The sequence below is a fragment of the Desulforamulus aeronauticus DSM 10349 genome (assembly GCF_900142375.1).
Classification (GTDB): domain Bacteria; phylum Bacillota; class Desulfotomaculia; order Desulfotomaculales; family Desulfotomaculaceae; genus Desulfotomaculum; species Desulfotomaculum aeronauticum.
Window position 1 is genome coordinate 1 of sequence record NZ_FRAR01000006.1, and the last position, 23,040, is coordinate 23,040.

General features: G+C 45.8%; 20 protein-coding genes. 2 read left to right on the top strand and 18 right to left on the bottom strand.

Annotated elements, in window-relative coordinates:
* Positions 1-118: 118 nt before the first annotated feature.
* The 11 genes from fdhF to tatA all read right to left on the bottom strand — a co-directional run bounded on the left by fdhF (position 119) and on the right by tatA (position 14,438).
* Entirely contained in the window at positions 119-2,797 is a 2,679-nt protein-coding gene (fdhF, locus tag BUA78_RS02340; protein WP_084082276.1) for a formate dehydrogenase subunit alpha, read from the bottom strand.
* 12 nt (positions 2,798-2,809) lie between these two features.
* Complete coding sequence (locus BUA78_RS02345) at positions 2,810-4,759, bottom strand: NADH-quinone oxidoreductase subunit NuoF (RefSeq protein ID WP_072910691.1); 1,950 nt, start codon at positions 4,757-4,759, stop codon at positions 2,810-2,812.
* 12 nt (positions 4,760-4,771) lie between these two features.
* Positions 4,772-5,230, bottom strand: a complete 459-nt coding sequence (gene nuoE / locus BUA78_RS02350; RefSeq protein WP_238456690.1) for an NADH-quinone oxidoreductase subunit NuoE — start codon at positions 5,228-5,230, stop codon at positions 4,772-4,774.
* A gap of 156 nt (positions 5,231-5,386) precedes the next feature.
* Positions 5,387-5,485, bottom strand: coding sequence for a methionine/alanine import family NSS transporter small subunit (locus tag BUA78_RS19835; RefSeq protein ID WP_139257222.1), 99 nt, complete (start codon positions 5,483-5,485; stop codon positions 5,387-5,389).
* Entirely contained in the window at positions 5,475-6,983 is a 1,509-nt protein-coding gene (locus BUA78_RS02355; protein WP_072910693.1) for a sodium-dependent transporter, read from the bottom strand. The genes BUA78_RS19835 and BUA78_RS02355 overlap by 11 nt, the downstream gene beginning before the upstream one ends.
* 348 nt (positions 6,984-7,331) lie before the next feature.
* Positions 7,332-8,135 (bottom strand): twin-arginine translocase subunit TatC, encoded by an 804-nt coding sequence (gene tatC, locus BUA78_RS02360; RefSeq protein WP_072910694.1) that lies wholly within the window; start codon positions 8,133-8,135, stop codon positions 7,332-7,334.
* 39 nt (positions 8,136-8,174) lie between these two features.
* Positions 8,175-8,987 (bottom strand): formate dehydrogenase accessory protein FdhE, encoded by an 813-nt coding sequence (locus BUA78_RS02365; protein ID WP_072910695.1) that lies wholly within the window; start codon positions 8,985-8,987, stop codon positions 8,175-8,177.
* A 24-nt stretch (positions 8,988-9,011) separates the two neighbouring features.
* Complete coding sequence (nrfD, locus tag BUA78_RS02370; RefSeq protein WP_072910696.1) at positions 9,012-10,178, bottom strand: NrfD/PsrC family molybdoenzyme membrane anchor subunit; 1,167 nt, start codon at positions 10,176-10,178, stop codon at positions 9,012-9,014.
* Between the two features lie 31 nt (positions 10,179-10,209).
* Positions 10,210-11,025, bottom strand: coding sequence for a 4Fe-4S dicluster domain-containing protein (locus BUA78_RS02375; protein ID WP_072910697.1), 816 nt, complete (start codon positions 11,023-11,025; stop codon positions 10,210-10,212).
* Between the two features lie 24 nt (positions 11,026-11,049).
* Positions 11,050-14,160, bottom strand: a complete 3,111-nt coding sequence (gene fdnG, locus BUA78_RS02380; RefSeq protein WP_084082277.1) for a formate dehydrogenase-N subunit alpha — start codon at positions 14,158-14,160, stop codon at positions 11,050-11,052.
* Positions 14,161-14,219: 59 nt separating this feature from the next.
* Positions 14,220-14,438: a twin-arginine translocase TatA/TatE family subunit gene (gene tatA / locus BUA78_RS02385; protein WP_084082278.1), complete on the bottom strand. Its 219-nt coding sequence runs from the start codon at positions 14,436-14,438 to the stop codon at positions 14,220-14,222.
* Positions 14,439-14,783: 345 nt separating this feature from the next.
* Between tatA and mobA the strand changes: the two genes are divergently transcribed.
* Positions 14,784-15,428, top strand: a complete 645-nt coding sequence (gene mobA, locus BUA78_RS02390) for a molybdenum cofactor guanylyltransferase (RefSeq protein ID WP_072910698.1) — start codon at positions 14,784-14,786, stop codon at positions 15,426-15,428.
* 258 nt (positions 15,429-15,686) lie between these two features.
* On the opposite strand, the gene BUA78_RS02395 is transcribed toward mobA, so the two are convergent.
* Both BUA78_RS02395 and BUA78_RS02400 read right to left on the bottom strand, forming a co-directional pair.
* Positions 15,687-16,151, bottom strand: coding sequence for a chemotaxis protein CheW (locus tag BUA78_RS02395; RefSeq protein WP_072910699.1), 465 nt, complete (start codon positions 16,149-16,151; stop codon positions 15,687-15,689).
* 59 nt (positions 16,152-16,210) lie between these two features.
* On the bottom strand, positions 16,211-17,908 hold the full coding sequence (locus tag BUA78_RS02400) for a methyl-accepting chemotaxis protein (protein ID WP_072910700.1): 1,698 nt from the start codon (positions 17,906-17,908) through the stop codon (positions 16,211-16,213).
* A 299-nt stretch (positions 17,909-18,207) separates the two neighbouring features.
* Here BUA78_RS02400 and BUA78_RS02405 point away from each other — a divergent pair, with 299 nt between their 5' ends.
* Positions 18,208-18,813, top strand: coding sequence for a recombinase family protein (locus tag BUA78_RS02405; protein WP_072910701.1), 606 nt, complete (start codon positions 18,208-18,210; stop codon positions 18,811-18,813).
* 90 nt (positions 18,814-18,903) lie between these two features.
* On the opposite strand, the gene BUA78_RS02410 is transcribed toward BUA78_RS02405, so the two are convergent.
* From BUA78_RS02410 to spoVAC, 5 genes are read right to left on the bottom strand one after another with little or no spacing between them, the layout of a single operon-like run.
* The gene (locus BUA78_RS02410; RefSeq protein ID WP_072910702.1) at positions 18,904-20,421 is read right to left on the bottom strand and encodes a spore germination protein; all 1,518 of its coding nucleotides are present in this window, start codon (positions 20,419-20,421) and stop codon (positions 18,904-18,906) included.
* On the bottom strand, positions 20,403-20,981 hold the full coding sequence (gene spoVAEA / locus BUA78_RS02415; protein WP_072910703.1) for a stage V sporulation protein SpoVABEA: 579 nt from the start codon (positions 20,979-20,981) through the stop codon (positions 20,403-20,405). The genes BUA78_RS02410 and spoVAEA overlap by 19 nt, the downstream gene beginning before the upstream one ends.
* A 10-nt stretch (positions 20,982-20,991) precedes the next feature.
* Positions 20,992-21,345 (bottom strand): stage V sporulation protein AE, encoded by a 354-nt coding sequence (gene spoVAE / locus BUA78_RS02420; RefSeq protein ID WP_072910704.1) that lies wholly within the window; start codon positions 21,343-21,345, stop codon positions 20,992-20,994.
* On the bottom strand, positions 21,345-22,367 hold the full coding sequence (gene spoVAD, locus BUA78_RS02425) for a stage V sporulation protein AD (protein WP_072910705.1): 1,023 nt from the start codon (positions 22,365-22,367) through the stop codon (positions 21,345-21,347). Before spoVAD ends, spoVAE begins: the two co-directional genes overlap by 1 nt.
* A 15-nt stretch (positions 22,368-22,382) precedes the next feature.
* The gene (gene spoVAC, locus BUA78_RS02430; RefSeq protein WP_072910706.1) at positions 22,383-22,853 is read right to left on the bottom strand and encodes a stage V sporulation protein AC; all 471 of its coding nucleotides are present in this window, start codon (positions 22,851-22,853) and stop codon (positions 22,383-22,385) included.
* Positions 22,854-23,040: the final 187 nt, after the last annotated feature.

A 23,040-nucleotide genomic window follows, 5' to 3' on the forward strand; every position in this document is an offset into this window, starting at 1 on the left:
TGACCCCGTTTGAAAAACGGAGCCAGGCGGTGTAAATCAAAAATATTCTACGATTTGCTTTTCTTTTCCGTGTCTATTTACTCTGGTTCGGTTCAAATTTTATAACCGACACCAGCTTTTAAATTTTTTCAATTTTAACAGCACATATTTTAAATTCAGAAATATTGGACTTAGCACAACGGGCATCGTTCGTTAGTTGGTTAATGGCTACCTCTGGAAAATGGAAAGAGGCAAAGACCATGCCTCGGGGCACCCTATCGGATATGTGGATCGAGCTGATGACGGTTCCCCGACGGGAAGTCAATCGCACCCTTTCCCCTTGGTTTAGCCCCAAAGCTGTTGCATCCTGTAAGCTGACATCAAGCCGTTCCTCCGGGCAAATTTCCTGTAAACCGGTACGTAGTGTCATACTGCCGGTATGGTAATGGAACAGCCTGCGACCGGTATTGAGTAGCAAAGGATATTGTTCATTGGGTAATTCTGCCGGCGATAAATAATGAACCGCATGAAACTTACCTTTACCCCTAACAAATTCTCCTTGATGCAGAAATGGCGTGCCTGGATGGTCTGCCTGCGGACAGGGCCACTGGATTCCTGCCTGCTCCAACCGGGCATAGCTTATTCCAGCATAAGAGGGTGTTACTTTAGCAAGCTCCCGGAAGATTTCTTCCGGATGACCGTAAGACATGGGATAACCCAGCAGATTGGATAAAGCACTAATAATTTGCCAGTCTGCCAAGCTGTCTCCTAGGGGCGGAACGGCCTGGCGTACCCGCTGTACCCGACGTTCGGTATTGGTAAAAGTGCCGTCTTTTTCAGCAAAACTGACAGCAGGCAATACCACATCGGCCAGCTTAGCAGTTTCGGTAAGGAAAATATCCTGCACCACCAAAAAGTCCAGCTTCGCTAAGCCATCCGCCACATGATGGGCATCGGCATCGGCAAGCACCGGATTTTCACCTACGATATACATGGCTTTTAGGGTTTCTTGCTGGGCGGCATCCATCATTTGACCCAAGGTTAACCCCGGTTGTGCCGGTAAGGGGCCACCCCAAGCCTCGGCAAACTTTTGGCGGTAGGCATCATCGGCCACCGGCTGGTAACCGGTGAAAAAATTAGGCAGTGCCCCCATATCACAGGCACCCTGTACATTGTTTTGCCCCCGTAGAGGATTGATCCCGGTGGACTCCCGGCCGATTTGGCCGCACAGCAAAACCAGATTGGCCAGGGCTAAAACATTATCCGTCCCGGAAACATGCTGGGTTAGGCCCATGGTATAGACGACCGTGGCCTTCGCCGCTTGGGCATAGCCCCGGGCGGTTTGCCGCAGTACAGCAGCCGGTATACCGGTGAGCTGCTCCGCATATTCCGGTGTATAGGATTTTACGGCCTGTTTTAAATCAGCCAATCCTTCACAGCGGGATCGGACAAACTCCTGATCCCATAACTCTTCCTCCAAAATCACATGTACCAAGCTATTGAGCAAAATAATATCTGTGCCCGATACCAGTTGTAGATGTTGTCCTGCCAGTTCCGCCAATTCTGTTTTACGTGGGTCCACCACCACCAAAGTTGCTCCCCGCTGGACCGCTTTGCGAATACGCAGAGAAATGATTGGGTGGGCTTCGGTGGTATTACTGCCAATAGCCAAAATAAAATCAGCCCCGGCAATCTCATCGATGGAATTGGTCATTGCTCCACTCCCTACAGCAGCCGCCAGACCGGCGACCGTGGGAGAGTGTCAGAGTCGGGCACAATGATCAAGATTATTGGTAGCTAAAACCCGTCTGGCAAATTTATTTAACAGATAATTCTCTTCATTGCTAATGCGGGCAGAAGCCAACACCCCGATGGCTGCACCACCGCTGTGTTGTTTAATTTGGCTTAGTCGTTGTGCTGTGTAGGCCAAGGCTTCCGACCAGCTAACTTCTTGCAAAACACCTGCTTTGCGAAGCAAAGGCTTTTTCAGGCGGTCCGGGTGGTGAATAAAGCCATGACCAAAACGTCCTTTGACACACAGATGTCGTCCGTTAAGACCACTGCCACCAGCCATGACACCAATTACCCGTTGATTTTTCACCTGCAGTTTTAGTTGACAGCCTACCCCACAATAAGGACAGGTGGTGGTTACAGAAGTCATTTCCCAGGGACGACCTTTACCACGCCTTTGTTTTCCAGTGAGAGCTCCCACCGGACACACCTCCAGACAAGAGCCACAAAAAACACAACCGGACTGCTGCAAACCCTCGTCCAAAGCAGTGGCTATCCGAGCCCGAAAACCCCGGTGACTGAAATCGATCGCACTGCGGCCCACTACCTCGGAGCATACCCGAACACACTTACCGCACAAAATACATTTATTCATATCCCGAACAATAAAGGGGTTGTCCGCCTCAACCGGATGGTTTTGTCTTTCGCCTAAAAAGGCACCCCTCCGAACCCCGTAGCGATAGGCGTAATCCTGCAGCGCACAGGCCCCGGTTTTCTCACAGGTTAAGCAATCCTCCGGGTGGTTCGCTAAAAGTAATTCCAAAATGGTACGACGGGCTTCCAAAACCCTGGCAGATTCGGTTTCGATTACCATACCGGGCCGAACTTCGGTAACACAGGCAGCAGGTAGGCTACCCCAGCCCGCAACCTCCACCACACAAAGGCGGCAACCACCGTAACGGCTTACTTCCGGGTCGTGGCAAAGGGTAGGAATTTCTATGCCGACATCTCTGGCAGCCGTCAAGATGGTTGTCCCGGCAGGTACAGTTATTGGCTGTTCATTAATGATGATGGTAACTTCAGACACCTGCTTCACCTCCTAGCCGCGCAACACGGCCCCAAATTTGCATTTATCCAGGCAGACGCCGCACTTAATACACCGCTCGGCGGTAATGGTGTGAGGCTGTTTTTTCTCGCCTTCAATGGCTCCCACCGGACAATTCTTAAGGCACAGTCCACAGCCCCGACAGCGATCGGCAGCAATGCTATATCGTACCAAGGAGGAACAAACTCCGGCGGGACACCGTTTTTCTACAATATGGGCTAAATATTCTTCCCGGAAATATTGTAACGTGGAGAGTACCGGATTAGGACAGGCCTGCCCCAATCCGCAGAGGGATGTATTTTTGACCACACGGCACAGTCTCTCCAAATCCCCCAAGTCTTTTAAATCTGCTTTCCCTTGGCAAATCCGCTCTAAAATTTCCAGCATCCGTTTGGTGCCTTCCCGACAGGGAGTACACTTGCCACAGGATTCTGCCTGGGTAAAGGCCAGAAAGAAACGAGCCACATCCACCATGCAGGTATCCTCACCCATGACCACCATACCACCGGAACCAATGGTAGCTCCGGCGGTGGTGAGGGAATCGAAATCCACCGGGAGTTCCAGGTGCTGCTCTGTAAGGCAACCGCCCGAAGGTCCTCCCAGTTGGACTGCTTTAAAACTTTTACCGTCCCGGATACCGCCCCCAATACCAAAGATAATCTCTCGTAAGGGTTGTCCCATAGGAATTTCTACTAATCCAGGGTTGGTAACCGCACCGCTTAGGGCAAAAATTTTAGTGCCCGGGGACTTTACTGTACCTAACTTACGGTATGCTTCCGTTCCAGTTTGGATCAGCACCGGAATATTGGCTAACGTTTCTACGTTGTTCAACACCGTAGGCTTTTCCCAAAGTCCCTTCTCGGTTGAGCGGGGAGGCTTTACCCGAGGCATGCCCCGTAAGCCTTCAATGGAGGCTTGCAGGGCCGTGCCTTCACCACACACAAAGGCGCCGGCACCCTCCTTTAGCGCAATATCAAATTGAAAACCGGAACCCATGATATTGCTGCCCAAAAGGCCCACTTGCTGAGCCTGGTGAATCGCTATTTTCAGTCTTTTAATGGCCAGAGGATATTCCGCCCGACAATAGATATAACCCTTGGTGGAACCTACCGCAAAACCGGCAATCAGCATTCCTTCCAGTACTGAGTGGGGGTCTCCCTCCAGAAGAGAGCGATCCATAAAGGCCCCTGGATCTCCTTCATCCGCATTACAAATGATGTATTTTACATCCCCTGCCGCTTTGCGGGCCGAGGCCCACTTTCGCCCGGTGGGAAATCCCGCCCCGCCTCTTCCCCGTAGGCCCGAACGCTGTACTTCTTCAATTACTTCATCTGGGGTCATCTGCTGCAACACCTTAACCAGACTGCGGTATCCTCCCACTGCTAGATAATCCGCCAGTGATTCTGGATTGATTTGCCCGCAATTTCGTAAAAGCAACCGGGTTTGGCCGGCATAAAAGGGAATATCTTGAAAGTACGGGTAGCTGTTGCCTGCGGTGTCTTGATAAAGTAATCGTTTAACAACTTGTTGGTTAACCAAATGGCTAAGCACAATATCTTGGATGTCCTTAGGTTTAACTTTGGTATAAAAAATCCCTTCTGGTTTGATATGCAAAATCGGCCCATTCTCACAAAAACCGTGGCAACTAGTCTTTTTCACCTGGACAGAATTTCCCAGATTATGAGCTGTTATCTCCTGGTTCAGTAAATCAACTAAATTTGCTGCTCCCGAAGAGGTACAGCCGGTGCCACCGCAGACGATGATTTGCCTACCGGGAGAATCAGAGGGAATGGTAACTTCATCGATGAATGCTTTGCGTTGCTGTCGGCATTCTTTACTCTCATGGCAAAGGGGGCCTTCTGTACGACAAAGCAGGTACTCAGAACATGGTGAAGCCGGTGTATGAGTACACCGCTGACAACAGGCCTCCATTAAATTCCTCATGTCCTCTGCCCCCTATTCGCACGTGGTAATTTTTTGCAACACCTTTTCCGGTGTTAGTTGACCTACCGTTTGGTCGTTTATCATCACTACCGGGGCCAAACCACAGGCTCCTAGACACGCCACGGTTTCTAAAGTAAATTTTAGATCCTCCGTAGTCTCCCCTGGCTGGGCACCAAGATAATTTTTTAATACTTCCATTAGTTTACTGCCACCTCTCACATGGCAAGCAGTTCCCTGACATACCTTAATGATATGTCGCCCTCTGGGTTTTAAATGAAATTGTGAATAAAAGGTAGCTACCCCATAGGTGCGAGAAGTGGGTATTCGTAATCTCGAGGAGATGATGCGTATTAGTTCCGGGGATAAATAGCCATAAATCTCTTGAGCTTGCTGTAGTACCGGTATCAAAGCTCCGGGAGTGTCCTGGTACTTGGTTAACAATTCTTCCAGTTTTTCGTCCAGGGATAACACACCTCCATACTGTTTCTCAATAAATCATATTGTACTATTTTTATTTGTAAAGCACCATCCTCTGTGCCTTAACCATTTTTTCCATACTTTCTAAGAGAGCACAAAAAGCTAGGGGTGCTGGTATCGAAACCAGCACCCCTAGCTTTTTGTGCTCTCTTAGAATTTCTTTCTTAAAGCAACGGACAGACAGTAGGCTGCACCGCCCCAAAGTAAAATCATAGCCAACACCATCATAAAAATTGCACTACCTGTCAAGAGAAATCCCCCCTTTAACAAGAGTTTGTTCACCTTTCCACTTGTAAGAGGCCATCAGCACACCGCCAACCACAATCACAATTAAAACAAACCAACCCATCCAGAACAAAGCATCCGGCGGATAGCCCTCATAAGGCTTCTTCAGATCGCCGATTAAGGTCATGATACCAGTGTAGCCAGCCACCAATGGAGTGACTACTTTAATGGCAAACAACCACCAATTACCAATTTTGAAGTCAGAGATTGGGTTTACGTGATCCTTAATGGATTTCAAGTCAAACAGCCAACCGAGTAGCAATACCTGAATGAGTCCGGCAAACACGATACCAAAGTTATTGGTAAAATGGTCCACAATATCCAAGATGTAAAGACCGGCCCCAGTTGCAAATAACAGACTGCAAACTGCAGCGGTACCAGTATACATAATAGTTGCTTTTTTACGTCCCATCTCAAATTTATCCATGATTGAGGCAATGGCAGCTTCATTAATGGAAATTAGTGACGTGATACCAGCAAAGGTCAGTGCGAGAAAAAATAGGACACCGAAGATAGGAGCAGCACTCCCTAATGAACTAATCGCTGCTGGGAAAGTAATGAAGGCAAGGCCTACCCCTGCACTAGCAACCTCTTTTACATCTACTCCTTGGGTAAAGGCCATATGTCCTAAGATACTAAATACCGCCATACCTGCTAATACACTGAAGCTACAGTTGGTTAAACAGGTGGTAAAGGCGTTATTTACAACGTCTGATTTTTTGGGCAGATAACTGGAATAAGTGATCATAATAGCAAAACAAATACTTAAGTCAAAAAATATCTGTCCATAGGCTGCAGTCCAAATCTTGTAGTCAAAAATTCTGCTGAAATCCGGTTCAAATAAGAAGTTCAGACCTGCTGCGGAACCGGGTAGAGTAACTCCACGGATAACAATAAATACAACCATGAAAAACAAAATAGGAATTAAATATTTGGCTATCCGTTCAATACCCGCTTTAACACCGGTGTAAATAGCAACAAAGGCGACAATCCAGGCCACAGCCAGTGGTAATAAAATCTGTGTATTGATACCGCCTAATTCAAAGGGACCACCAGTGAGTTTTAAATAGCTACCAAAGAAAAAGTCCTTTGGAGCATCTCCCCAAGCTATATTCAGTGAAAATATTACGTAGGATAAGGCCCAAGCAATAACCACAACATAATAAATTGAAATAAAGAAACAAACCAGTACCTGCCACCAGCCCAACCACTCCCACTTGGGATTAATTTTAAAGAACGTAAGTGGGGCACTGCCACGATATTTATGACCGATACCAAACTCTAGAATCATGATCGGGATACCAGCTGTTAAGAGAGCAAATAAATAGCAAAGAAAGAAAATACCACCGCCGTTGTCAGCCGCCATGTAGGGGAATCTCCAAATGTTTCCTAACCCTACGGCAGATCCCACCGCCGCCATGATAAAACCAAATCTAGATCCCCACTGTTCACGTTGTCCCAACAAAAAAACCTCCTAACAAAAATTATGATCCGAAATACCGTTGTTTATTTCTAAGGTACATCCCTCCTTGTCTAAGGCACATGTGTCAATTACTGTACAAATGTTTATTTTTTAAATTTCTACAGTTTTTAAAAAATACCTTCTAATTTAATTGTCTAGATTGTTGACACTCACAAAAATGCTTACTTTTCTCGATGTTCAATTTATTGACATGGACATACTTAAAAGCCTTTACCTTTGTAACCTTAGTTCTTTATACTTTTAAACATAATAAAAAGACCTGCTGTCAGCAGGTCCCTGGAAAGATACTTCTTGTTAAATTAGTTTATCATTCATCGTTACCTAAAACTATTTTTCCTCTTCTCTAGCAGTAACGTTACTTTCTTCCGCTATTTTTTCTAAAGCCTCTGCCTGAGCTTGACGCTTTGCTTTCCTCTTTTTCAGCCATTCTACCAGTTTAACAATGGAAGCACCTATTTCGAACATCAAATACATGGGTGCAGCCATCATCAAAGGTGTGATTATATCCGGGGAGGGCACCATAACTGCACCGGTCACTACTGAAATTAGAATGGCCATTTTCCTCTTTTTGACCATCCATTCATAATTAATGATACCCAGTTGGGCCAACAGAAAGACGGCCAAGGGTAGCTCGAAAACGATACCAAAGGGTAAAATAAACATCATGGCAAAGGAAACATAATTGCTAATGGTCAGCATGGGCAGCAGTTCTTCCCCACCAAAATGCAGTAAAAACTTGACCCCAACGCTAAATACGGTGTAAAAGGCAAATAGGATACCAGCAATAAAAAACACGTAAGACACTATCACAAAGAGGGTAAAGTAAACCTTCTCCATCTTGCGCAGTGCCGGCATAATAAAGGCCCAAAATTGCCAAAGCACTACCGGGAGGGCAGCCAGGAAGCCAAGAAAAAAGGATAACTTAATTTTTGTCATGAGGGCTTCCAAAATGCCGATGTAGTGCATTTTGTTACCGGTTGCCAAAACCGGTTTTAAAATAATTTCCATGATGCGATCACTAAAAAACCAACAAACACCAGCCATGACAACCGTCGCAAGCAAAGAGATAATTAGCACCCGGCGGAGTTCCTCCAGGTGCTCCATCATCGTTTGATCCTTTTCTTCTACCAAAGTCGATTTCCCCCTTCTGCTCTGCAAGTGACTGTTGCTTTAGACCTGTTGCCTCTTGTCGCCTCGTTGATATCCCTCTGACTGGGCTAACTTGTCCAATTCAACAGTGGCTAAATCCTCACAAAACAGATCTACCTCTCCACTAACCCGCTCGTCTACCGTTTTTAAATAGCTTTTGCAACGGTCACACAGATAGACACGGTATTGCTTATGATCATCCAGTGCTATAAAAGATGCCTCGGAAGCGTTCTCATCTTTACAATAGGGGCAACCAATTCTTTTATACCGCCATTCCGTCTCACAACGACCACAGAATAATTTACGGTAACCTTCCGAACCAGCTAATTTAGCCATGGTCGGTTGATCCCCACACACAGGGCAATGACCATGGGCCCAATCACCAAGGGGTAATTGCTTAGCCACTTCCTCTCCATAGGTCTTTAACAGTGGTCGAAAGGTGACTTGGGCTAAGAAATCTAACAGTTCAAGGGAAATATTTAATTTTTTAGCCCACCTAGTTTTTTGACCATCTACCTTGAACAGGGAGTTAATAAACTCTTCCCAGGTAGTCTTGTCCATATCCTGTAGTGCCTGCAAAAAAGCGTTTGAAACAGGCCGTGGACCGGCCTGCCACCTTTGGCAGGCCTGGGCCACAGAATAAAAATGTTCAAACCACTTTATGGCATCTATGGACGGGGGAACCAAGGCTAATATCGCTTCTCCCTGCTCCCACCGCTTTATTTGTTCGGAATCTAGAGTAAGCTTACACTCTAATGATGCTGCATCATTTCCTAAATCCATAACTTCGAGGTAAAAGTTTGCCAGCTTGTCATTGTCATTTCTTTTCTCCATTAGAGCAGCTCCTTTTGCCCCGCTTTAAGCAGCGGCATTATGATGGTGTTCATCATGACCCATAATATTAAAGTTCTCAGCGATAAAGCAATAGGCCAGAACACCGATGGCTACCAGACCGATACTAACAGCCCACTCCATCACGGAAGGGAAGTACCAGCCGCCTAGTGCTGCGGACATGCCGGTAAATACTACGTTCATCCGGTTGAAGATTAAGCCGCCGCTGACCAATACGCCAAAGGTAATAAGTCCTTTGCGGGTATTGCTCATACCACTGAAAGCAATAAAGATTGGGATAATCACACCCAAGAGTAGTTCTAGCAGGAACAGGTTCCCTTCCAGGTTACCCTTGAAGACTAAGTTAAATACACCACGGTTGGCAAGATCATAAAGCTTCAGGGCTAGATAAAGCACCATAAAGCAACCAGCGATTCTCACCAAGCCCCGTAGTACATGGATGGGCACTTCGTGCTTAAAGGCTCTGCCTGCCAGGCCCGTTTCCACACAAATCATGGCCGGTCCGACAAAGAAAGAGGACATTAAGAAGAACAAGCCCAAGAAGGGTGACCACCACAGGGGATATAATTTATCCACCATAATTAAATACAGTGCCCCCAGTGAGGATTGGTGCAAGGTTGGGAAAATTATACCGACGATCATCAATACAGGTAACGCCTTTTTAAAGACGTTATGATACTTAGTGCCCACCTTTTCGGTAATGACTTCACCAAATTCCAGTACCTGTACCGTGGTATAGCAAGACACGCACCAGAAAACTTCAAACAACACAGAGGTGTGTCCCCAAGATACAAAGGGCCGCCAGAAGTTAAACCATTGACCGATATCCATGAACAACCCTGCCATAACTAAAAGATAACCTAACAAAGAAGTTAACATGGCACTGCGAGCAATGGCATGATATTTCCCCCGGTGCAGCACGTGTACAATAAGGGCCGTACCGTAACCACCACCGGCCAGGGCCACCCCGGTTAGTACGTCAAAGCCAATCCAGAGGCCCCAGGGCCATTTGTCATTCAGGTTCGTCGCCAAACCTAAACCTGTAGCCAGACGGAAGATCATGCAGGCTATCCCTAGACCAGCCAGCATTAACAATACCTTGCGAGTGGTAGTCATGGTAAACTTCCACTTATATTCCATAATTTCTGTAAGCAATCCTTTATTTTCTGACATTATTTTTCCCCCCTATCCCCTTTTTCCGTCACTACATAGGAACATCTTTGTTGCTTTCAGAAGCAACTTGTTCACGACGCTTGGTGTAGTGGTACATTACCGTCAATAGAGTGCCCCAACCCACCGCAATAATCGGTGTCCATTTGAGGAAGTTGTGGGAGTACTCCGGCAACGGGTTAGTCCCCAGATTAGGACGGAAACCAAAGGTTGTAAAGGGTACGTCAGAAATATAAAGCCAGGATGTGCCACCGGCTTCTTTCTCGCCCATGACATGCTTTAGGTACTTGGGGTCGCTGTTAATGCGGTTCCAGGCCTCTTTGAGCAGATCATCCTTCTCGCCAAACTTCAGAGCACCAGTTGGGCAGGTGTCCACACAGGCTGGCGCTAAACCATAACCCAGGCGATCATACTTGCCTTCGGGATCGAAGCAGAACTGGCACTTCGCCACCAAGGGGAATTGTTTATCCCACTCGTATTTAGGAATATCAAAGGGACAGGCCAGCATGCAGTAACGGCAGCCCACACACAGATGGGGATAGTAAACCACCGCACCCGTTTTGGGATCTCTCTGCAGAGCTTTAGCAAAACATGCCGACGCACAGGCCGGATGTTCACAATGCATGCACTGGCGTTTGGCCGATCTTATGGTATAATCGTTATTCTTTTTATCCTCCACCACTTCAATTCGTACTATGGTGTAGTTATAGCCGTCCATATCCGGCGGGCTGGTTAAGCCGTCTGTAAACTCAGGGTTTTTAGACGGCAGGTCGTTCCATTGTTTACAGGCCACCTGGCAAGCCTTGCAGCCCATACATCTAGTTATATCAACTAATACACCTTTAGCCATTATTACACCCCCTTAGCGTTGCTTCTAATATTTGCTGGCTTTCTTGATATTGCACAAGAAGGCCTTGTATTCCGGAATACTGGTGTTCGGGTCACCCACGCTGGGTGTCAGGTCATTGGCGGTAGCCCCTTGGGCGATACCTTGGTAACCAAAGCACCAGGGCATACCAATCACTTCTACCTCTTTACCGTCGATGTTCATAGGAACACAAACACCGGAGACAGCCACCTTACAAGTGATGGAGCCGCGAACGGTTTCGAGGAGGACATCGTCACCTGTTTTAACACCAATTTTCTGGGCCAAATTTGGCGAAATGTTAGCAAACATATGTGCAGAAGCCTCTGCTAAGGTCGGGCTATTACGGGTCACTGCACCACTCTGGTAATGTTCAATCACCCGGTGGGTAGTGCCTACATAGGGATATTCAGTGCTGCCGGTTGGCGCTACTTTACTAAAATCACCCTTGAATCTAGTCGCCAAAGGCATGTTTTGTTGTTTGGAAAGAATGTTCTGCACTGGACTTTCAATGGGTTCGTAATGCTCCGGCAACGGCCCGTCGTTAACACCCTTCACCGCAAACAGACGACCGCGACCTTCTTCCTGCATCAGGAAGGGTACCGTCTTGTCTGGCGGTACTGGTGTAGGCTGGCCACCGGGTTCCGCTGCTGGTTTGGTAGCACCAAAGTCCGGGACATCCGCAGTGATCCACTTACCTGCCAGGCTATCCCATTTAACCAATTCCTTCTCTGGATTCCAGGGGTTACCCGCTGGGTCGGCAGAGCAACGGTTGTAAACAATACGACGGTTCGCCGGCCAGGCAAAGCCATACTGTGGGAATAAGCCTAAGCCTGATTTATCCTTTTTCAGACGGCGTTTGCAAGCTACAGTGCCAGCTTCCTTATCCATGGCCCAGTAACCGCTGTGAATCCAGCAGCCGCAAGCAGTGGAACCGTCAGCTGTAAGCCTGGCGAAACCAGGTAATACTTCCTTGGTTTTTACATCGTAGCCGTTAATTTCTATGGCCACTTGCTCAATGTTAGGTTCATCTTCACCTGGTATATCGTAATTCCAGACCATATCCATCATGGGAGCTGGGAACTTACCACCACTCTGGTATTCCTTTTTAACGGCTTTAAATAGTCGGTCGGCAATCCACAGGTCACTCTTGGCCTGACCCGGTGGATGAACCGCCATATAGCGGAATTGCAACCAACGTCCACTGTTAGAAACTGTACCTTCCTTTTCATAGGACATGGCCGCAGGCAGGAAAAATACCTCGGTATTGATTTTGCTAGGGTCCGCTTCCGGACGATGCCAGAAGGCCGCTGTCTCTGTTTCAAACAAATCCACAGCTACCAGCCAATCCAGCTTCTCCATAGCTTTCCGTCCCTGGAAGGAGGAAGGACCACCTACCGCAGGGTTTTGGCCCCAGGCAATCATACCCTTTACTTTATCTTCAGCCATATCAGAGAAAATACCCATGTGAGTTCGGTTTTTATTATCGTGCTTGGGGATATAGTCAAAGCAGAAATCATTTTCTTGGGTTGCTTTGTCACCATACCAAGCCTTGAGCATACTCACTAAGAACTTATTACGGTTAGACCAGTAACTGGTCTTTGGTACATCTTTGTCAAAATAATCCTGTAGTTTAGTATGCTTATGGGCGTAGATCATCGGGTTATAACCGGGCAGATATTGGTTCAGCATGGCAAAGTCAGTGGAGCCCTGTACGTTGGATTCACCCCGTTGGGCGTTAACCCCACCGCCCGCAATACCGATATTACCCAGCATTAACTGTAATACAGAAAGAGCACGGCAGTTCTGAGATCCATAGGTATGTTGCGTAATACCCATGGCGTAAATGACATTACCGGCTTTGTTCGGTTTACCGGTGGAAGCAAATAAATCATATACCTTCTTCAGCATGTCCTCAGAAGTACCGGTAATTTTAGAAACGGTTTTCATGTCATAACGGCTAACGTGTTTTTTTAGGATTTGGAAAACACAATTGGGATCCTGCAGGGTGAGATCTTTTTTTATGGCTTCTTCTCGAATGCCATCTTTAACAGGGTCGCCGTCCATTTGATATTGCCAGGTTTGGGTGTCGTAGGTCTTTTTGCCGTCTTTTTCAGCTAAACCGGAGAATACGCCATCTGCAAACTTGTATTCCGGATTAACCAAGAAGCTAGCATTGGTATAATTCAGCACATAGTCGTGGAAATATAGATCTTTTTCAATTATATAGTTAATCATTCCGTTAATGAAAGCAATGTCAGTACCCGGACGCAGGCGAGCAAAGAGATCTGCCATACCGGCGGACTTGGTTAAACGTGGGTCAACCACAATCAGCTTTGCACCTTTGTCTTTCGCTTTGACAATCCATTTCATGGCTTGTGGATGGTTTTCTGCAGAGTTGGAACCAATCATCAAAAATACATCGGTATTAATAAAATCGTTAAAGTGGTTGGTCATAACACCCCGTCCGAAAGAAGCAGCCAGACCGGCTACTGTGGAGCTATGTCAGAGACGGGCGTGGTGCTCAATATTCAGGAGCCCCCACGATCTAAACATCTTGTGTAATAAATAGTTCTCTTCGTTGTCCAAGGATGCACTACCAAAGGTAGCTATGGCAGTGGTTCTATTAACGGTAACGCCTTTGTCATCCTTCTCTTCAAAGGTGGCTTCACGGGCAGCTTTGACACGCTTAGCAACCTCGGTTAATACCCAGTCCCAACTCTTTTTCTCCCACTGGGAACTGCCAGGAGCCCGGTATAACGGTTCGGTAATCCGTCGTTTGTTAACTTCACGCTGTTTCTTTTTATTAACGTTATTATAGACATCAATAATGCCATTACCCTTGGAGCATAGGGATCCTTCATTAATGGGATGATCAGGGTCACCTTCACAGAAAATCATTTCTTTTTTGTCATTACTGTAAAGAATGATACCACAGCCGCAGCCGCAGTAAGCACAAACGGTAAAAGTTTCTTTCACTTTTCTAATTTTGGAGGGTAATTTCTCTCCAGTAATTGTAGAGTGGGACTCGGATGCCAAGGCAGGGCTAGCCACTAAAGTTAACCCTGCGGTGCCAAGTCCTATACTTTTTAAAAAATCGCGCCTGCTTATTTTCTTCATGTAACCTTTAACCCCCTCGGTTTTACCGGGATTCTTTATAATGGGTTCTAATCTCTGGTTTATTTCTCTGTTTCTTGTTTTGAAGTTGTTTCTTCTTTAGCAACTTTTTTGTCTTCCTGCTCAAAGCTGGCCGATGTGGCCCTTCTAAATTCACTGACGGTTTTTCCCATGGCCTTGCCCACTTCAGGCAACTTGCCCGGACCAAATATGATGAGGACCACAACTAAAATTAAGATCAGGTGGGTTGGTTGAAAAATTCCCTCGAAGAAGATGTTCACTCCCCTTTCCGTGTTTAATAATTAGGTATCAGTACTTGTATTCATTATGCCAAACAAGCATATGCTTGGCAACCTTAATATCATAATGGTCTGAAAATTTAAAATAAAAAGACTCAATGACGACTGATCTTTTAAGCCTCCTTTTCAAAGCATAGTCCCACAGGTATAATGATATTATATTTTCCAAAGAATTTAAAAATACTTGGCTTTCTGTAGACAGGTATTTAGAAGTAAATTTTAAGATTTCTTACAGACCTTCTTCGATTATCGTACAATTTGAGTTGTCTTGGATTTTTTTTACAAAAGTTTTTTTGATCTTCAATTAAATCTGAAAGATGTGAAGTAATGGTAAAAACGAAAGCGTTTTCTGCCATAATTCTGGCGGGCGGCAACAGTAGTCGTATGAAAACCAACAAAGCTTTACTAATGTTAAAAGGTCAAACTATTATCCAAACCATTATCAATCAACTGGTTTCGCACTTTCAAGAAATACTAATTATTAGTAATACACCTGAACTATATCATCCATTTAATGTACCTGTATATCCTGATATTTTCCTTAAGCAAGGTCCCCTGGCTGGAATTCATAGTGGCCTGAAGCATATGTCTACTCCCTGTGGGTTCTTTGTGGCCTGTGATATGCCTTTTTTTAGCCCGCAATTGGCGCAGGAACTGTTGTCTGGCTTGGAGGAATACCAAGCCATGGTGCCTAAAAAAAATAAATACCTGCAGCCTTTACATGCAGCTTACCGCAAGGATTGTCTACCCTACGTCGAAAAGGTACTGCAGAAACAGGAGCGACCTAAAATTATTTCCTTTTACGAATTAATTAACATAAATTATCTGGATTTCAACCAACGTGCAGATAATGAGTGGGATCAAATCTTTTTTAATGTAAATACTCCGGAGGATTATGAACTTGCCAAACATTTGAGAAGTGAGAAAGATAGCGCCACTGTTGTGGCAAAAAACGGAGCAGTGGCACGATAACCGATGTTCTGTAGTAGCTAAACCCAAGGGAGTGGCGCAAAATTACTTTTTTGCACCACTCCCTTGTTTAGCTTTCAGCTTTCAGCTTTCAGCCGTCAGCCATCGGCTCGATTGGTTTACGTATGATAACCCTACTTTATAACTGTATGGGTTTCAGTTACAGCAAATTGACTGCCAATAGATAAAACCAATAATCTTTCTCAATATTTCTTCACAATCATTCTAAATGAACCCGCTTCTTGTTTAGGGGATTCTTGGTTACCCATTGATTTCTATCATGATTTTCTCAAAATCAAGTATGCATATCAGCACACCACTTTTTTTTACGACTCCTGTCACCACACCGTCTCCGTCTCTAAACATGTCCGGTATTTCAATCTCATCCTGTGAAATTTGATGAATTTCAATCACCTGATGTACATGGAAGGCAAAGCTCCCTTGATTGACCTCTGCGATGACAAAGATATCCCGGTCCGCTCGTCCCGAAGGAGGATGCTGCAGGTAAGCGGCAAGTTCAATCACGGTTACTAGTTGATTGCGGGGGCAGATAATGCCCTCTACGCACGTCGGTGCGTTAGGTATTGGCTGAACCGGACAATATTGCAGCAGTTCGTGTACTTTGGTCACGTCAACCCCATAACTATTGTCGCCGACGCGGAATTCCAATAATTGTAGTTCGTTGTTTCCTGTTTGCAAGAGATTTTCACTTTTGGTATTGTTCATCAGCGATACCTCAATATTCCCCAGAGCCGGGGCAGTTTCACGTTCTGTTATATTGTTCCTTACTCTTCGCCGATCGCGGCCAGCTTGAATTTTCCAACTTCCTCGCGTAACATAGCGGCTTGGGCAGACATTTCCTCACTAGTGGCAGAGTTTTCTTCCGCGGTAGCCGCATTTGTCTGCACAACGGCGGAAACCTGAGCCAGTCCCTGCCTAATTTGCTCGATTGCATGGGCCTGCTCGGCAGATGCATGTTCAATTTTGCTAAAGCCTTCCGCCACCCCTTGGGCACTCACCTCTACATCCTTCAGAATTTGCACAGTTTGCGCCGTTATTTGCGTACCTTTGGACACATCGGCAGCAGAAGCCTGGATCAGCTCTGCGGTCTGCTTGGCGGCTGCTGCGGATTTTGCGGCAAGATTGCGGACTTCATCCGCCACAACAGCAAAGCCTTTACCGGCACTTCCTGCGCGGGCTGCTTCAATGGCAGCATTCAAGGAAAGAATACTCGTTTGGAAAGCGATATCTTCTATGACCTTTGTAATATTGGCGATCTGATTGGAGGAAGACCCGATATTCGCCATCGCCTCGGTGAGTTGTTTCATCTGCTCGCTTCCGGCGTTGACATCTGCCCCCGCCTTCTTAACAGATTTTGCTGCAATTTCAACAGTGGTCAAATTTTCCGCGGCCTGTTCTGCGACATTTTCAATGGAAGCGCTTAGTTCCTCGACAGAAGCAGCCTGCTCGGTAGAACCCGCCGCCAGGGCCTGTGCGCCGCCTGAAACATGGTCGGCACCGGTGCTAACCTGCTCGGCAGCAGTGTTGATGGTCTGCATGGTATGATTCAAGGCGGCAACGGTATTGATCATCGCCTCTTTGAGCGGCCTGAAATCGCCGGGGTAGTCAAGCTCCAGCTTGATGCGCAGATCACCTTGGGCTATCCGGGTAAACTTTTCTACCATATCCCCGAGGATGGCGCCCTGCATCCTATTGCCGCTCTGGATAAGCTTAGCCATTCTGCCCATCTCGTCGCGGCTTTCGTATTTAATCTCGGTTCCCATATTCCCCTTAGAAATTTCTTCAAAGACGCTCACGATTTCATTGACCGGGTTTAAGATGGATCTTCTGATGGCGAATATGACAATCATTGTCAGTACAACAGATACTATCGTGCAAGTGATGAACTCAAACCTCGCTAACTTACTGGCAGCTGCCGCATCGGCACTTTGCTGCGCTGCTCGTTCTTTAGCTGCTGAAGAGAGACTACGCATAATTTCCATGGCTTGCGCCAGTCTCGGTTTATATTCATCCATATATAAGCCCAAGGCCTGATCAATATTTTCCTTTGAATGGTTTAAAATAAGGTCATTAATTTCTACTCTTTTGTCTGCTGCTTCGGTTATAATCCGATTGATCTTTTCAATCTCAGCGTCCTCGTCATGATTCAGCTGGTTATTCTTGTATGCCTCCAACGCAGCTGCCACTTCCTTACCATTAGCATTGGCAGAAGCCAAAGCCGCCTGGGAAGACTGAAGGTCTTGTGCTAAAATCGCTTCCAGCATTTCATGAAGAATATTCTGCATACTCACCTGCATAACTCTGATATACTCCGCATTGGGCACCGTGTATTTTTCGTATAGCTCCACCTGGCGATTAATGTTGTTGATGTTAAAGATAGACAGCATGGTGGACAACAACATCAAAATAAGTATAGACCCGAAACCGACGATTAATTTCTTACTGATGGTTAAGTTTTTCAATACCACCTTTCTCCTCTCTACATAATTTGCAATTTATTTTGGCCTGTCCTCTCAATAAGCCTAAACATGGGTTTTCCAGCTATAAAGGTACACCTTTATAGCAATAGCAGGAATAAAAAAAATGGCACATATCCCCACATAAAATATACCACGTATTTCGACAAAACCCTATCACTTTTTTAATATTTTTGCTAATAAAAGACATTTTAAGTGTTTGTTATGTAGGTGTACCTTTGTAGCAATAGCAGGAATAAAAGTTTTTACCTCCTATCATAATACGAATGACAGGGGGTTTTTTTATGAAAAATTTTTATGGCTATATGCGAGTGTCTACCTTGGAACAAAATATTGAAAGGCAAAGGATAGAGCTTTTACGTTGGGGGATTATTGACAAAAACATCTTCTGCGATAAATTGTCAGGTAAGGATTTCAATAGACCTCAGTACCAAAAATTAAAACGAAAACTGAAGGAAGGCGATGTTCTCGTTGTCAAAAGTATCGATCGCTTAGGTAGAAACTACGATGATATACAAGAGGAATGGCGGGAAATTGTTAAGAATAAAAAAGCAGATATTGTTATTTTAGATATGCCGATTCTTGACACAAGAACAAATAAAGATTTAATAGGCACTCTAATATCTGATATTGTCCTACAGCTTCTTTCCTACGTGGCACAGGCAGAACGAGAAAATATAAAGCAACGCCAAGCGGAGGGCATTGCCCTGGCTAAAGCCCAGGGGAAACATTTAGGACGTTTTCCAACTCCTATTCCCGAAAAGTTTTACCCGGTTTATGACAAATGGCAGCAGCGCATCTACACCCTCGAAACAGCAAGTAAGGAATTGGGGGTTACCGTAAGCCAATTTCGTACAATGATAAAAAAACACACGCAATCGCTTTTATGAACTCAGCCTAGTTACCCAATCTCCTAAAACCCTCAGACCTTTTCCCTACAAGAAAGGTCCTGCGCAGCATCCGCAGGACCTTACATTATCTTACTTCTCTTTTTCCGGCTTACGTGCGGGTTCAGAGACGGCTTGTCTTACTACATCCTTGGGATGAAAAATAGCAGGTCGCGTATTTCTTACTTCAACAGGAGTACGAATTAAAACATTTACCATTTCTTTGAAATTAAAAGGAATTAGAGGCCACATGTAAGGTACACCCATTGATTTGGTGCCTACCAAATAAGCTAACGTCAACAAGGCAGCGATGATAAGTCCCGGCAGTTTGAAGATTGCAGTAGCTACCAGCAGGAACAACCTAACCAAGCGAATGGACCAGCTCAGTTCATAGCTGGGTATCAAGAAAGATGCAACGGCTGCAATGGCTGTGTACATAACCACCTCTGCATTAAACAATCCAACATTAATAGCTACATCACCCACTAACAAAGCGGCAATGATACCCGTGGAAGTCGCTAGAGGCGTGGGGGTATGTATCGTAGCCAGGCGAATCATATCAATGGCCATCTCTGCCATGATAAACTGGCCAATAAGAGGAATTCTCCCAGGTTCATTTGGACCAATAAACTTTAAGGCCGGGGGCAGTAATTCGGGTTGGATGGCTACTAAGAACCAGAGCGGTAAGAGGAACAAGGCTATCAATACACCAAGATATCTTACCCAGCGAATATAGATACCCACAGGCGGCCCTTGACGATATTCCTCTGCCGCCTGCAGGTGATCCCACAGGGTACAGGGAGTAATAATAATGCTGGGAGAGGTGTCCACCATGATGAGTATTCTACCCTCCAGTAGATGGGCTACAGCTACATCGGGACGCTCGGTAAACCGTACCTTGGGGAACAAATGACCAAACTTTCCCGGTTGGATCAGTTCTTCAATGGCTTTTTCTGCCATAGGAATGCCATCAATCTTAACTCTTTGCAAGTTTTCCTTAACTTTTTTGATTAAATTTGGGTTAGTTACATCCTCTATGTAGGAAATAACAATATCTGTTTTAGAGCGGGTACCGACCTGCATAACTTCGTTGCGCAGCCTAGGATCCCGTAACCGTCTCCTAATCAGCAAACAGTTTGGGACCAGGGATTCCACAAAACCATCTCTAGGTCCACGGACAACCTTTTCTAAATCCGGTTCCTGGGGTGAACGGGAGGGATATTGTCGTAAGTCAATGATGAGAGCTTGTTCTTCCCCTTCAATTAACAGGGCCAAGGGTCCGCTAAGAACCTGATCAATGACTTTCTCCAGTTCATCCACTGCTTCAACTTGAATGTGGTTGATATGTTCATTGAATAATTTATGAAGGCTATTGGGCGTAACATCTACTCGCTTAAGCTCATCCAGGTTACGCAAAATGAGTGCCATAACATCATCTTTAACAAAACCATTAACAAAATACATGGCAATTTCTTTGCCACCTACATTAAAACGCCGTAACACAATATCAAAACTTTTTCCATAGCCCATAACACTGTTTAAATAGGCCATGTTTCTTTCCAGATTGGTCGATACCTTCGGAGCTTGCTTCTCTATGGTTGCCGCTCCCATTTAAATCCACTCCTTTCTATTATTTCTTGTAACGCCCGTGTTGTGATCGCAGCACCATAATGGTAGTCATCTGCGCCCTCCATCTTTCCTATATCACCAACCCCAACCACCACAGGTACATCCATATCATTTATAATTTCCACTGTATCCCCATGTAACTCTTTGAGACGGGAGGCCTTGCCAAATTTATTTACCGGCCCCGGGATAATATCACCGGTTCGAGTAACAGAACAATCCACCTTGGTACCTCCACAAAAACCACTATTAGAAGCCACTGCTAATATACCTAACACCTGAATATCCGGATCGTTGTACACTTCTACCATAGCCTTTTCGCCAAAGCCCATCCCTTCCTGTCCTTTGTCATCAAACATGACAATAACTGGATCATGGGCGGCACTTTTAATTAAATCTAATAGCTCTGCCCCACTCAGCAAGGTGGGATTCCCCGCTGACATCGAGATACACCTGCCACCAATGTTACGAGCCGCTACCTCTAGGGAACGACGGGCAATCTGATCTCCATCAGTAACCAAAATAACACTTCTTTTTTCACTCATGAGACACACCCTAACCCTTGGGTCTAAATACCAGGGCAGCCAGGTAACCAAAAACAATTGCTGCGGTAATGCCACCGGCAGCAGCACTAAGTGGTCCTTTAAAAATACCCAAAAAGCCACTCTGCCCTGCCTCTTTAATGGCCCCCTGAGCTAACAAATGACCAAAACCAGTGAGTGGCACCGTTGCCCCTGCCCCGGCAAAATCAACTAATGGTTGATACAAGCCCAAAGCACTGACCACTACACCAGCGGTGACAAATCCTACCAAGATATGGCCTGGTGTAATTTTGTGGCTGGTCAAATCCATTAATAATTGTCCGATCAAGCAGATAGCACCTCCCACCAGGAAGGCTTTTAATATCATTAACGTCCCCCTCCTGAGGCTTCTATGGCAACAGCATGGGCAATACCAGGAATGGTCTCTCCCTGTTGCGAACTGCAAGGTGATAATAAAGCTCCGGTACCGATACCCAAGATACGGGTAAGTCTACCTTGTTCCATCTCTCGTAACAAATGACCGCAGGTAACTACCGCTGAACAACCACAGCCGCTCCCCCCCGCATGGGTATCCTGTGATTCATCAAAAATGAGAATACCGCAATCGGTGTAACTTTGGGTCAAAAATACTTCTTGCTGCTCACATAGTTTAACCACCAATTGCCGACCGTATTTGCCCAAATCTCCGGTGGCTATGATACTGTAGAAATCGGGAGATATTTTTCTGTCTTGTAGATGTCGTAGGAAGGTATCCGCAGCGGCAGGTGCCATAGCAGAGCCCATATCACTGGCATCTCCCTGGCCAAAATCAATGACCTTGCCAATGGTAGCATGGGTAATCCGTGGTCCTTCCCCTTGAGCCCCCAGGACAATTGCCCCGGCACCTGTTACCGTTCGTTGAGCCGACATAGCCCTTTGCACTCCTTGCTCGGTGGGAAACCGAAACTGCCTCTCGGCGGTGGCAAAGTGACTGGAGGCTCCCACCAATACGTACTTGGCATAGCCGCCGTCGATGAGCATACTACCCAGGGCCAAGCTTTCATACATAGTGGAACAGGCTCCGTACAAACCAATAAATGGAATGGCTAAACTGCGTGCTGTAAAGTTGGCCGTAATAATTTGGTTCGTTAAATCCCCAGCCAATAAGTAGTCCATATCATCCGTTGTTAGCTGGGCTTTTGCCAAGGCTAATTTCATCGTTTCCAGAAATATTTTTTGTTCGGCCTTTTCCCAGGTACTTTCTTCGTAATACATATCCTCTAAAACTTTATCGAAAACATCACCTAAAGGCCCCTCACCCTCTTTAGGTCCGACGATACTGGCATGGGATAGGATTACAGGCGCTTGTTGAAAAGCCACTGTTTGTAAACCTATTTTTTTACTGCTTATGCGTCAGGCACCTCCTTACCCTAACGTGCAAAGATAGGTTATTAGTCCAGCTAACCAGGCCGCCACAATACCAAAAACTAACACTGGCCCGGCAATCATGAAAAGCCTTGCCCCCACGCCAAACACCATACCCTCACTGCGAAACTCCATAGCCGGAGCCACCATGGAATTGGCAAAACCGGTAATAGGTACAATCATGCCCGCTCCGGCATATTTCGCCATTTCATTATAGATACCTAAACCTGTTAAGAGGGCTGCCAAAAAAACCAGTACCATGGAGGTAGCCAACACGGCGTCTTGAGTTGCCAAGCCTTGGGCCTTAAAAAAACTAATACAAATTTGTCCCAGGGCACAAATAGCCCCCCCCATTAAAAAAGCCAACACGCTGTTCCGTAATACCTTTGGCTTAGGTTTTACTTGTTGAACCAGTGTTTCATAATTTGCTTTGTCCACTTCCAGCGAATTAGCTCTCGTTTTCGTAACCATCTAAACCACCTTATAATATTTTGAAGGACACCTGATTCCAGTCACGGTGCCCTTTTTGCATTAATGCTATTATGTGTGTCTAAAAACAAAAAAATTCGGTTGGCTCCAACCGAATTTTACCAAGTCTTGAGAAAGTGCACACCGGGCAGATCGACAATTCTGCCGCCACGCCCCCGCAACTTTCCTA